The sequence below is a fragment of the Acinetobacter guillouiae CIP 63.46 genome (assembly GCF_000368145.1).
Classification (GTDB): domain Bacteria; phylum Pseudomonadota; class Gammaproteobacteria; order Pseudomonadales; family Moraxellaceae; genus Acinetobacter; species Acinetobacter guillouiae.
Genome location: NZ_KB849287.1, coordinates 414,221 through 427,271, shown reverse-complemented (window position 1 = coordinate 427,271; position 13,051 = coordinate 414,221). Strand labels below are relative to the sequence as shown.

The window sequence follows — 13,051 nt, the reverse complement described above, 5'->3', positions numbered from 1 at the left end:
TATACAACTGCTTGGGTGTTGTATAGTCAAGCCTCACGAGCAATTAGTATTGGTCAGCTTCATGCGTCACCGCACTTCCACATCCAACCTATCAACGTCGTAGTCTTCAACGGCTCTTTAGAGGACATAAAGTCCTAGGGAAATCTTATCTTGAGGTAGGCTTCCCGCTTAGATGCTTTCAGCGGTTATCCCTTCCGAACATAGCTACCCGGCGATGCGACTGGCGTCACAACCGGTACACCAGAGGTTCGTCCACTCTGGTCCTCTCGTACTAGGAGCAGATCCTCTCAAATTTCCAACGCCCACGGTAGATAGGGACCGAACTGTCTCACGACGTTCTAAACCCAGCTCGCGTACCTCTTTAAATGGCGAACAGCCATACCCTTGGGACCTGCTTCAGCCCCAGGATGAGATGAGCCGACATCGAGGTGCCAAACACCGCCGTCGATATGAACTCTTGGGCGGTATCAGCCTGTTATCCCCAGAGTACCTTTTATCCGTTGAGCGATGGCCCTTCCATACAGAACCACCGGATCACTAAGACCTACTTTCGTACCTGCTCGACTTGTGGGTCTCGCAGTTAAGCGCGCTTTTGCCTTTATACTCTACGCGTGATTTCCGACCACGCTGAGCGCACCTTCGTACTCCTCCGTTACTCTTTAGGAGGAGACCGCCCCAGTCAAACTACCCACCAGACATGGTCCTCGTCCCGGATAACGGGACAGAGTTAGAACCTCAATATTACCAGGGTGGTATTTCAAGGATGGCTCCATAGCAACTGGCGTCACTACTTCAAAGCCTCCCACCTATCCTACACAAGTAAGATCAAAGTTCAATGTCAAGCTGCAGTAAAGGTTCACGGGGTCTTTCCGTCTAGCCGCGGGTACACCGCATCTTCACGGCGATTTCGATTTCACTGAGTCTCTGCTGGAGACAGCGCCCCCATCATTATGCCATTCGTGCAGGTCGGAACTTACCCGACAAGGAATTTCGCTACCTTAGGACCGTTATAGTTACGGCCGCCGTTTACTGGGGCTTCGATCAAGAGCTTCGCTTACGCTAACCCCATCAATTAACCTTCCAGCACCGGGCAGGCATCACACCCTATACGTCCACTTTCGTGTTTGCAGAGTGCTATGTTTTTAATAAACAGTTGCAGGGGCCTGGTTTCTGTGGCTGCCAATAGCTCAAGGAGCAAGTCCTATCACCGTCAGCAGCGTACCTTCTCCCGAAGTTACGGTACCATTTTGCCTAGTTCCTTCAGCAGAGTTCTCTCAAGCGCTTTGGTCTACTCGACCTGACCACCTGTGTCGGTTTAGGGTACGATTCCTGTGTAACTGAAGCTTAGAGACTTTTCCTGGAAGCATAGTATCAGCCACTTCGCTAGTAAACTAGCTTGCTATCAGCTCTCAGCATAGAGCACCCCGGATTTGCCTAAGATGCATGCCTACTGCCTTTCACCTGGACAACCAACGCCAGGCTGACTTAACTTTCTCCGTCCTCTCATCGCATTACACAGAAGTATTGGAATATTAACCAATTTCCCATCGACTACGCCTCTCGGCCTCGCCTTAGGGGTCGACTCACCCAGCCCCGATTAACGTTGGACTGGAACCCTTGGTCTTTCAGCGTGCGAGTTTTTCACTCGTTTTGTCGTTACTCACGTCAGCATTCGCACTTCTGATACCTCCAGCATACTTCTCAATACACCTTCATCGGCTTACAGAACGCTCCCCTACCACGTATACATAGTATACATCCGCAGCTTCGGCATATAGTTTTAGCCCCGTTACATCTTCCGCGCAGGCCGACTCGACTAGTGAGCTATTACGCTTTCTTTAAAGGGTGGCTGCTTCTAAGCCAACCTCCTAGCTGTCTATGCCTTCCCACATCGTTTCCCACTTAACTATAATTTGGGGGCCTTAGCTGGCGGTCTGGATTGTTTTCCTCTTGACTACGGACGTTAGCACCCGCAGTCTGTCTCCCGGATAGTACTCATAGGTATTCGGAGTTTGCATCGGTTTGGTAAGTCGGGATGACCCCCTAGCCGAAACAGTGCTCTACCCCCTATGGTATTCGTCCGAGGCGCTACCTAAATAGCTTTCGGGGAGAACCAGCTATCACCGAGTTTGATTAGCCTTTCACCCCTATCCACAAGTCATCCCCTGGCTTTTCAACGACAGTGGGTTCGGTCCTCCAGTTAGTGTTACCCAACCTTCAACCTGCTCATGGATAGATCGCCTGGTTTCGGGTCTATACCCAGCAACTAAACGCCCTATTAAGACTCGATTTCTCTACGGCTCCCCTATACGGTTAACCTTGCTACTGAATATAAGTCGCTGACCCATTATACAAAAGGTACGCAGTCACCAAACAAGTTGGCTCCCACTGCTTGTATGCATGCGGTTTCAGGATCTATTTCACTCCCCTCACAGGGGTTCTTTTCGCCTTTCCCTCACGGTACTGGTTCACTATCGGTCAGTCAGGAGTATTTAGCCTTGGAGGATGGTCCCCCCATATTCAGACAAGGTTTCACGTGCCTCGCCCTACTCGTCATCATTATATGTGCCCTTTCGTGTACGGGACTATCACCCTCTACGGTAGCACTTCCCAGAGCTTTCCGCTAAAACACATATAACTTAATGGGCTGATCCCCGTTCGCTCGCCGCTACTGAGGGAATCTCAATTGATTTCTTTTCCTAAGGGTACTGAGATGTTTCACTTCCCCTCGTTCGCCTCGCATGACTATGTATTCATCATGCGATACCTACCTTATGGTAAGTGGGTTTCCCCATTCAGAAATCTCCGGATCACAGGATATTTGCCGCCTCCCCGAAGCTTATCGCAGGCTATTACGTCTTTCATCGCCTCTGACTGCCAAGGCATCCACCACATGCACTTAATTACTTGACTATACAACCCCAAACAGTCGTTAATCCCTACAAGGAGGATCAACAATGTGGACTTAACCACTTCTATTTGTTGCCTGTGAACTTAATCACTATACAGCTTCAATTTAATTCATATACCAAAACGCTTGATTCAGTTTTATCGCTAGTGCTCATTTCATTCAACATTAACAATTACTTGCTAATATCAACTAAAACGAGTTTAAACAATTATTTCAACTCAAATATATTCTGTTAATGATTCACTACCGCCTCGTCAGCGAGTAGTTAACTGTGATAAATCACAGAACTTAATAAGCTATCTGCTTACTAAGTTCTGTAATCACTTAGTCTTTAATTAGTGGTGGAGACTAACGGAGTCGAACCGTTGACCTCCTGCGTGCAAAGCAGGCGCTCTACCAACTAAGCTAAGTCCCCAGCTTAAGATCTTAATATATCTGCTCTTCTGTGTTCAGTAGACTTGGTGGGTCTGACAAGACTTGAACTTGTGACCCCACGCTTATCAAGCGTGTGCTCTAACCAACTGAGCTACAGACCCTCAGATACATCAATGAAGAACAACTTGTTGTGGATTCTTACCAATCGTCAATCTTTCGTTAAGGAGGTGATCCAGCCGCAGGTTCCCCTACGGCTACCTTGTTACGACTTCACCCCAGTCATCGGCCACACCGTGGTAAGCGTCCTCCTTACGGTTAGACTACCTACTTCTGGTGCAACAAACTCCCATGGTGTGACGGGCGGTGTGTACAAGGCCCGGGAACGTATTCACCGCGGCATTCTGATCCGCGATTACTAGCGATTCCGACTTCATGGAGTCGAGTTGCAGACTCCAATCCGGACTACGATCGGCTTTTTGAGATTAGCATCCTATCGCTAGGTAGCAACCCTTTGTACCGACCATTGTAGCACGTGTGTAGCCCTGGTCGTAAGGGCCATGATGACTTGACGTCGTCCCCGCCTTCCTCCAGTTTGTCACTGGCAGTATCCTTAAAGTTCCCACCCGAAGTGCTGGCAAATAAGGAAAAGGGTTGCGCTCGTTGCGGGACTTAACCCAACATCTCACGACACGAGCTGACGACAGCCATGCAGCACCTGTATGTAAGTTCCCGAAGGCACCAATCCATCTCTGGAAAGTTCTTACTATGTCAAGACCAGGTAAGGTTCTTCGCGTTGCATCGAATTAAACCACATGCTCCACCGCTTGTGCGGGCCCCCGTCAATTCATTTGAGTTTTAGTCTTGCGACCGTACTCCCCAGGCGGTCTACTTATCGCGTTAGCTGCGCCACTAAAGCCTCAAAGGCCCCAACGGCTAGTAGACATCGTTTACGGCATGGACTACCAGGGTATCTAATCCTGTTTGCTCCCCATGCTTTCGTACCTCAGCGTCAGTATTAGGCCAGATGGCTGCCTTCGCCATCGGTATTCCTCCAGATCTCTACGCATTTCACCGCTACACCTGGAATTCTACCATCCTCTCCCATACTCTAGCTTCCCAGTATCGAATGCAATTCCCAAGTTAAGCTCGGGGATTTCACATCCGACTTAAAAAGCCGCCTACGCACGCTTTACGCCCAGTAAATCCGATTAACGCTCGCACCCTCTGTATTACCGCGGCTGCTGGCACAGAGTTAGCCGGTGCTTATTCTGCGAGTAACGTCCACTCATCTTGGGTATTAACCAAGAGAGCCTCCTCCTCGCTTAAAGTGCTTTACAACCATAAGGCCTTCTTCACACACGCGGCATGGCTGGATCAGGGTTCCCCCCATTGTCCAATATTCCCCACTGCTGCCTCCCGTAGGAGTCTGGGCCGTGTCTCAGTCCCAGTGTGGCGGATCATCCTCTCAGACCCGCTACAGATCGTCGCCTTGGTAGGCCTTTACCCCACCAACTAGCTAATCCGACTTAGGCTCATCTATTAACGCAAGGTCACAAGTGATCCCCTGCTTTCCCCCGTAGGGCGTATGCGGTATTAGCATCCCTTTCGAGATGTTGTCCCCCATTAATAGGCAGATTCCTAAGTATTACTCACCCGTCCGCCGCTAGGTCAGTTACCGAAGCAACTTCCCCCGCTCGACTTGCATGTGTTAAGCCTGCCGCCAGCGTTCAATCTGAGCCATGATCAAACTCTTCAGTTAAAAATCATTAGTGACTTAAGGTCACAATTCTGGCTCATCAATGTACTGACAAATTCTCTCAAATAAACTTCGAGTAATTTAAACCAATCAATCAATGATAATATTTCGATCAATCAATCAGTAAAAATCCACACAAGTTGTTCTTCATATTCTCTTAATGATCTTCTCAATGCTTCGTCAGCATCAAGCTAGGTCGGCTATACTACTCTCTATCTCTAAAAAGTCAATCAATAATGTTAATTATTTTTTCTAACAAACCCAACCCTAACCTCATCTTAAAATCTCAATTCGAAATCTTAACAACTTAATCAAGTGCCTGATTTATCAGAAGTTTTATTTAACATCACCGCCGATGGATGTGCATTCTACAGCATTCCCAATCCAACACAACCCCTTTTTTTAATTATTTTAATTGTTCGAACAAATATTGTTCGTTTATCATATTTATTCACACTTTTTAATCAAATTTGCTTTAATACATATGTAATAACTGCTGTTAGAATACGATTATGAAGTCTTTAATAGAGCTATATCGTTATTGACTACTTTTACTTTAAGAATATTTCAAGGAATTCTATGCGTCCTTATCATGTACTCTGGGCTTGTTTACTTAGCATTGGTCTGACTAGCCATGTATTTGCTCAAGACGAATTATCTACTCAAGAGAATTCTGACAATGCGGTTTCTACAGACTCTGTTTCAGATGATAAGTCGTCTCAAGAAAATTCTTCGACACTAGAAAACGAAGCAACGTCAAAACATCCAAGAATCGAAGCGCTTAAAGAGCTTAAAAATATCACAAAAAATGACTTAAAAGTGAATGCCAATGCAGCTCAACCAGATGCTGTAAAAGATCCACTTCAACCATTGAACCGTGAAATTTATGCGTTTAATGACATGATCGACCGTAATGTGGCTCGACCTATCGCAGTTCAGTACAAAGAGAAAGTGCCAGGTGATGTACGTTCCTCATATAGTTTATTTCGTAAAAACTTAAGTGAACCATGGAATGCGGTCAACCAACTTGCTCAAGGGCGCTTTAGTCGTGCAGCAAAGTCTTTAGGTCGTTTTACTATTAACACAGTCACCTCTCTAGGTTTAGCCGACCCTGCAACTCGCTTAGGTTTAGCAACTGAAGAAGAAAGCTTGGGTACAACATTAGGTTACTACGGTATTCCAAGTGGTCCTTATGTGATGCTACCTATTTTAGGACCAAGTACCCTTCGTCACTCAGCTGATTATGTTGCTGAAGGTTATGCCAATCCGCTTACTTACCCAATGGATAATAACCATCAAACAGGTTTAATCTGGGGTAATCGTACTTTAGGTGGGATTAATACTCGTTCTAAACTTCTAGATGTTGAAAGTGTATTGCAAGGTGATCGTTACTCAGCAATTCGCGATATCTATTTACAACGTTTAGCATTCCAAATCGCTGAGAAAAAAGGCCGTGGACAGGAAGCTGTCGCGTTTGTAGATGATGACGAGGATGATAGCAATAGTCCTGCTGATACAAACGCAGACAAATAACCACAATATTTTGTTAAACTTATTTGCTAGTAATTCATATGGTTTTACTAGCATTGTGGTGTCATCTATAGTAAATCTACTGGATAATGCTTTTATACCGATTAAGGATCATTCATTTCTTCTATGTATTTCATTCAACCCAGTCGCCAAATTTCAAGCTTAGAACAAGTATTAGATACGCTTCCTAGCTTGCAGATGATTACCATTGAAGACATTCATCGTTATGATCCAACAATTATTGCAATTGCAGACGTCCACGATTTTTTACAATACCAATGGGCTTTGCCTACCATTGTCATTGCACAAGAAAATGAAGGAAGTGAACTTTCTCAAGCATGGGAACTTGGCGCTCTTGCTGGTTGGATCTGGACCAAGCTTCCAGCCAATCTTGAAGATTCTTTATTAAAAATTGATGCGCAATATAAACGTAATCAAGATAGCCGTGATTTACCTTCTGCCGCAGAACTACAAAAGAAACTTCTTCCAAATCCAATTGAACTACAAAACTATAAAGTTGAGACGCTTTTCCAGCCTTCAGCATATTTGTCTGGTGATTGGTATGACTACTGGAAAATCAGTGATAAAGAGATCATGTTCTATTTGGCTGATGTGTCGGGACATGGTGTAACCAGCTCGTTACTGACATCTTGGATGGCTGCCTTTCATGGTCGCTCGAAAACACCAAGGGAGTTGATTAAAAAACTCAATGGTATGCTGGTTCAAGAAAATATTGAAAAACATATCACGATGTTAGCTGGAATTCTAAATCTAGAAACACATGCTTTAAAATGGTCAAGTGCGGGGCATTACCCTCCCCCCATCATTTTTGAGCCCAACCAAGCCCCTCGTGTCTTAAATACCAGCAGTTTTCCTTTAGGACTCACAGAAGATTTAGAGGTTGAAGAATTCCAATGTACCTTAACCAAGCATGCGCGGTTCATTATTTGTTCTGATGGTGCCCTTGAACCATTCTCAGGTGGTTTGAATGAACAGTTCTCACAATTGGTCTATCATTTGCAAAATCAATCATTCCGTGCACCAGAACATGTAGCAGATGACATTGCAATCCTCAGTCTCCGCAGAATGAATTAACAACATAATCAAATACATATAATAAATTAGACTAATAACCTATACGCAAACGCTTGAGTATAGACTTGCGCTATGTGATAATTTTCCTATCCTTCTCTGCAAATGGCATTTATATGTCAACAGGTCATGTTGAATATGCAAGCTTGAATGGAACGCATATTTTCAAACTTATTGGTGAAGTGCGAGCCCAATCTTGTATTAGTTTAGACAAACTTTTGGCAAGGATTGAACAACAGAAAAACGTCATTGGCGCAATTGTTGATTTAACCCAAACCACATTTATTGATAGTACAGTTCTTGGAATACTTGCCAAGCTTGGCTTAAAGTTGAAACAAGTACACCACATCCAAGCGGTGATGCTGTCCACAAATCCAGATATTACCACTCTAGCCAATAGCATGGGCTTAGGGCAGGTTTTTGTCATTTTAAATTACTGTGGTGACCCTCAAGTGTGCACCAATGCTTTGATTGACGATAACGTTAATCACAGCACAATGCTGTGTACCGTTCTCGATGCACACAAAACATTAATGAAGCTCAATGAAAACAACCAAAATATGTTCGAGCCATTAGTTAAACAACTTGAAAAGCAGCAAGATACAATGGAATGTGTATCTTCAAACCAGCAAAACGCTTAATAATTTCAAAATTGCTTTATCAGGGATAGCCCATGACTTTACTTTCCGTTGTTCAAATGAACTCTCAAAATGACATTGAAGCAAACTTCAGTGTGATTGAGTCGTTGATACAACAAAGTAAAGCTGATGGCGCATCTTTGATTGTGTTTCCTGAAAATTTTGTCTGCTTTGCCGCAGGTAAACAACGGGAAACTGCTGCACGTTTTGAAGAAATTCAAAAGCGTTTAGAAAACTTAGCACACCATTATCAAATATGGATTGTTGCAGGGACTTTACCTTGCCCTTTCCGTCCAGATGGTTCAATTATTGCTGACGGTCGAGTTCGTACTGTCAGCCTATGTATCAGTCCAGAAGGTACTGAAGCACGTTATGACAAAATCCACTTGTTTGATGTACAAGTGGGTGATGCTGTTGGTGGGTATCAAGAATCTCAGTTTTTTGAACCAGGCAGTGATGTTGTTGTCGCAAAAACACCTTTTGGACAAATCGGTTTGATGGTTTGCTACGACTTACGCTTTCCAGAACTTGCACTCACCTTGAGAGCGCAAGGTGCAAATATTTTGACTGCACCAGCTGCATTTACCTATACCACAGGTCAAATGCATTGGCAGTTATTACTTCAAGCACGTGCGATGGACAGCCAATGTCATGTTTTAGGTGCAGCACAACAAGGTTGGCATGGTGAAAAACGTCAAACCTGGGGACATGCTGGCGCAACCAATAGTCGTGGGCAGATTTTAGCGATTACAGATGCAGAAGGCGCGCAATTGATGACGGTTCCTTTTGATTTAAATGAGCAGCGCTCAATTCGTGAATCAATGCCTTTAATGCAACATCGCAAATTGATGTCATTCTAAGCCTGTATTGCCATTAATGACTTTTATTTCCTGAACGAGACAAAACAACGTTATACTTGTGAGGCGTAATATCTTCACGAGACAAGCATGCAACAAGACTATTCAAATTTAAATCTTGATCATCAACTCTGCTTTCTTGTTTACTCTACAAACTTAGCATTAAATCAACTTTATCGTAAATTACTCACACCACTAGGACTGACCTATCCACAGTATTTAGTTATGTTAGTCCTTTGGGAAAAAGATGGCCTAACTGTGTCTGAAATAGGTGAAAAACTCTTTTTAGAGTCATCTACCCTGACCCCCTTACTCAAAAAATTACAAAGTAATGGTATTGTTAACCGCGAACGTTCTACGAAAGATGAGCGCCAAGTGATTATCAGCCTTACTGCCGAGGGTCATGCACTAAAATTAAAAGCCGTGGATATTCCGTTACAAGTTGCTCAAGCCAGTGCCTGTGATTTAGACAGCATTACTCAATTGAAAGATCTTCTTTCAAACTTACGAGAAAACATTTCAAAATAAAGTTATCAAATTTTACACAAACGCTACTTGTTTAAATATTTATATCGTATACGATATAATTGAACGCAATCAAAAATGGATGATTTCCGATGTCTTTAGAAAAAGTAGTTTATACAGCACATGCAAAAGCAACTGGCGGTCGTGATGGTCGTGCAACATCATCAGACGGAATTTTAGATGTTAAATTAGCAGTGCCTAAAGAAATGGGTGGTGCTGGTGGTGGTACCAATCCAGAACAACTTTTTGCAGCAGGTTATTCTGCTTGCTTCCTTGGTGCGATGAAGTTTGTTGCTAATCGTGATCATTTAAAAATTACCCCTGATGTTTTTATCGAAGGTGATGTTGGTATTGGTCCAATCGCCACTGGTTTTGGTATTCAAGTGACTTTAAATATTCATTTAGAAGGTTTAGAGCAAGAAGAAGCACAGAAATTAGTAGATGCTGCACATATCGTTTGCCCATATTCAAATGCGACTCGTGGCAATATTGATGTTACGTTAAATGTGATTGTTTAATTTATTGTTTCTACCTCAAATCAAGTATGTTTTGAGGTAGATGCTTAAATCTCGAATAAATTTATAAAAAATATTTTTTAGAGTAAAAAAGATACACTATATTAGTCAAATAATTACAACCGAGCTTATAAGAATGGCAGCATTATTTTATATATGGGATGCAACTCAACATCATCCGCAAAAAACAATTTCCACATTAGAACAAGCTGAATTTTTTGCAACCAATCCTCAAGGTTTAGGTTTCACTGAAAACTTAAAAAGCTGGTTGTTAGATGTTGAACAAATTGTCACAAGCCCTGTACTTGCTGAGAATTTTGATGAAGAAATAATCCAATTTTTTACTAAAGTACAAGGTTTCTTTAATTTTTCATCAAATGTTTTTGTGATTGAACATTTACAAGAAAAGAGTAAATATCTTTATAAAATATTAGTCGAAACATTACGTAAACATAAGCTCGTTGCTTTTGATGCAAAACATTATGTGTTTTTTAGTCAGGATGTTATTTTTCCTGATCAAGAAAGTATTGAGGAAATGTTGGGGGCAGTACAAGCCGTAACAAAAGAACAGTTATTGCAATTTAAAGCTGTTCCAGCCAGTAATGATAAACTAATTGTATTTTCGGAAGAATGGTTGAAAGCAAATCAAGATGCATTGCATTTTATAAAAATAAAGAAAAGTAATGTTTTTAACGAATTAGTAATAGGTTTTTATAGAGATATATCGTCTGAGTTATATCAGGATATTGCTATTTTAACTCCAACAAACGGAAATAGGCTTGCATATACGAAAGTAGCACTTATAGATTATATTCAATTAAAAACAGGTGTTAATTTTCATTTAAAAAGAGACCATTATATAAATGATTACACTTTACAATATTTACCAAATATTCATGGTATTGAAGGTGAAGCCAGTCATTTTGATGATCCTAGTCAATTACAATTTGTCCTTCAACAGGTTTATGATTTCTTAATTTATGATGCAGAAAAGCATAAAGATTTAAATACTTTAAATCAGTGGGTAAATCATGGTGATGAAAAGCAATATATTACGGGTTTAGGGGTTATTTCTCGTTTGGTGTTTGCGAAATATATGAATGATCCTTTATATGATCAATTAGTTGATGAAGCTCTGCCATATATTCAAAGGCATCGTTTTTTTAAAAAAATGACATTGGAAGATTTTCATGAAAGATTGACCAAAGAAATAAAAGATATTTTAGACAAATAAACTATTCCATATATCAAAAGTGAAAAGATGTGTTTAACTAGCACATCTTTTCACTTAAAAAGATCATCATTCAGCCGCTTCATTGGTGACACGTAAAACCTCTTCCATTGTGGTTTTACCCGCCAATACTTTACGTAAACCATCATCTCGAATTGAACCTGCATCTTTACGGGCATATTCTTCAAGTTCATACTCTGCTGCATTGCCATGAATCAAACGGCGCATCTGCTCATCAATCGGTACAATTTCATAAATCGCAGTACGTCCTGTAAAGCCCGTATGGGAACAAAAATCACAACCATTCGGCACAGGCAGTTTTAAATTCGATTCTAAACTCACAGGTTTAAACACATCTTTTTCGAAATCATCTGCTTCACGCCACGTATGACAATGAGAACACAATGTCCGAACTAAACGCTGGGCAATCACCCCAATCAATGAACTGGATAATAAGAAGGGTTCAATCCCCATATCTTTTAAACGGGTCACAGCACCAATTGCAGTATTGGTATGTAGTGTAGACAAAACCAAGTGACCTGTTAAAGAAGCTTGAACTGCGATTTCAGCCGTTTCCAAATCACGAATCTCACCCACCATCACCACATCTGGATCTTGACGCAGCATGGCTTTTAACGCACGGGCAAAGGTCATATCCACTTTGGTATTCACTTGAGTCTGCCCAATCCCTTCAAGTTGATACTCAATCGGATCTTCAGCAGTGAGGATATTTTTAGAACCATCATTCAAATCAGAAAGCGCGGCATACAAAGTCGTCGTTTTACCCGAACCTGTAGGGCCAGTGACTAAAATAATGCCATGTGGACGATGAACCAATTGCGTTAAACGCTCATAGTCAGGCTTCATTAAACCCAAATGGGTCATGTTGAGTCGACCCGCTTGTTTATCCAACAAACGCATAACGACACGTTCACCATGCGACGATGGCAAGGTCGAAACACGGACATCCACCTCACGTCCTGCAAGACGTAAAGAAATACGACCATCTTGTGGAATACGTTTTTCTGCAATATCGAGCTTTGCCATGACTTTAATACGCGATACCAACAATGGCGCAAGTTCACGACGAGGCTGTACGATTTCACGCAATTGCCCATCTACCCGCAAGCGAACAGATAATTTCTTTTCAAAAGCTTCAATATGAATATCAGAAGCCCCGACTCGAATCGCTTCAGATAATAAAGCATTGATGAGTCGCACGATTGGTGCATCATCTTCCTGATCCATCAGATCTTCAGTTTCAGGAATCTGATCGGCCAGACTCAATAGATCAGGGTGATCTTCAAGACCAGCTGCAACCTGTTGCGATTCGCCCGTTTCACCAGCATAGCTTGAACTGAGCATATGATTAAACTCAGTTTCATTACATAATTGATGTTGTGCTGTACGACCGAGATAGCGACGGGCTTCCTGAATCGCAATTTGTGCGGTATCCTGACGGCGAACAATAAAAACTTGATCACCTTCATAACGCAACAGCACTCCATGCCGTTTTGCAAAACTATATGGTATTTGTAATTGTTTGAGAACTTGCATTACAACTTATATTAATGATTTAAATTGCTTTGAGTGTACTCTATGCTCATGACAGCGTGAAGTC

Annotated in this window: 8 protein-coding genes, 2 tRNA genes and 2 rRNA genes; 7 read left to right on the top strand and 5 right to left on the bottom strand. The window is 42.3% G+C overall.

Annotated elements, in window-relative coordinates:
* Positions 1 to 22: 22 nt before the first annotated feature.
* From F981_RS22245 to F981_RS22230, 4 genes are all read right to left on the bottom strand, one after another.
* Positions 23 to 2,913, bottom strand: a 23S ribosomal RNA gene (locus F981_RS22245).
* A 337-nt stretch (positions 2,914 to 3,250) separates the two neighbouring features.
* A tRNA-Ala gene (locus F981_RS22240) sits at positions 3,251 to 3,326 on the bottom strand.
* A 44-nt stretch (positions 3,327 to 3,370) separates the two neighbouring features.
* A tRNA-Ile gene (locus tag F981_RS22235) sits at positions 3,371 to 3,447 on the bottom strand.
* A 59-nt stretch (positions 3,448 to 3,506) separates the two neighbouring features.
* Positions 3,507 to 5,045 (bottom strand): 16S ribosomal RNA (locus F981_RS22230).
* The 16S and 23S rRNA genes sit together here with 2 tRNA genes alongside, the layout of an rRNA operon.
* 576 nt (positions 5,046 to 5,621) lie before the next feature.
* Here F981_RS22230 and F981_RS22225 point away from each other — a divergent pair.
* The 7 genes from F981_RS22225 to F981_RS22195 all read left to right on the top strand — a co-directional run bounded on the left by F981_RS22225 (position 5,622) and on the right by F981_RS22195 (position 11,433).
* Positions 5,622 to 6,575, top strand: a complete 954-nt coding sequence (locus F981_RS22225) for an MlaA family lipoprotein (RefSeq protein WP_004726001.1) — start codon at positions 5,622 to 5,624, stop codon at positions 6,573 to 6,575.
* Between the two features lie 123 nt (positions 6,576 to 6,698).
* Positions 6,699 to 7,667 carry an RsbU family protein phosphatase GigA gene (gene gigA / locus F981_RS22220; protein WP_004725998.1) on the top strand — a complete coding sequence of 323 codons (969 nt, stop codon included), beginning with the start codon at positions 6,699 to 6,701 and terminating at the stop codon, positions 7,665 to 7,667.
* A 113-nt stretch (positions 7,668 to 7,780) separates the two neighbouring features.
* Positions 7,781 to 8,305, top strand: a complete 525-nt coding sequence (gene gigB, locus F981_RS22215; RefSeq protein ID WP_016539397.1) for an anti-anti-sigma factor GigB — start codon at positions 7,781 to 7,783, stop codon at positions 8,303 to 8,305.
* 32 nt (positions 8,306 to 8,337) lie between these two features.
* Positions 8,338 to 9,162: a carbon-nitrogen hydrolase family protein gene (locus tag F981_RS22210; protein ID WP_004725995.1), complete on the top strand. Its 825-nt coding sequence runs from the start codon at positions 8,338 to 8,340 to the stop codon at positions 9,160 to 9,162.
* 87 nt (positions 9,163 to 9,249) lie between these two features.
* Positions 9,250 to 9,687 (top strand): MarR family winged helix-turn-helix transcriptional regulator, encoded by a 438-nt coding sequence (locus tag F981_RS22205; protein ID WP_004725993.1) that lies wholly within the window; start codon positions 9,250 to 9,252, stop codon positions 9,685 to 9,687.
* A gap of 89 nt (positions 9,688 to 9,776) precedes the next feature.
* Positions 9,777 to 10,202: an organic hydroperoxide resistance protein gene (locus tag F981_RS22200; protein ID WP_004725989.1), complete on the top strand. Its 426-nt coding sequence runs from the start codon at positions 9,777 to 9,779 to the stop codon at positions 10,200 to 10,202.
* 133 nt (positions 10,203 to 10,335) lie between these two features.
* Positions 10,336 to 11,433 (top strand): hypothetical protein, encoded by a 1,098-nt coding sequence (locus F981_RS22195; RefSeq protein ID WP_004725987.1) that lies wholly within the window; start codon positions 10,336 to 10,338, stop codon positions 11,431 to 11,433.
* 66 nt (positions 11,434 to 11,499) lie between these two features.
* On the opposite strand, the gene gspE is transcribed toward F981_RS22195, so the two are convergent.
* Positions 11,500 to 12,987 carry a type II secretion system ATPase GspE gene (gspE, locus tag F981_RS22190; protein ID WP_004725986.1) on the bottom strand — a complete coding sequence of 496 codons (1,488 nt, stop codon included), beginning with the start codon at positions 12,985 to 12,987 and terminating at the stop codon, positions 11,500 to 11,502.
* Between the last annotated feature and the right edge of the window lie 64 nt (positions 12,988 to 13,051).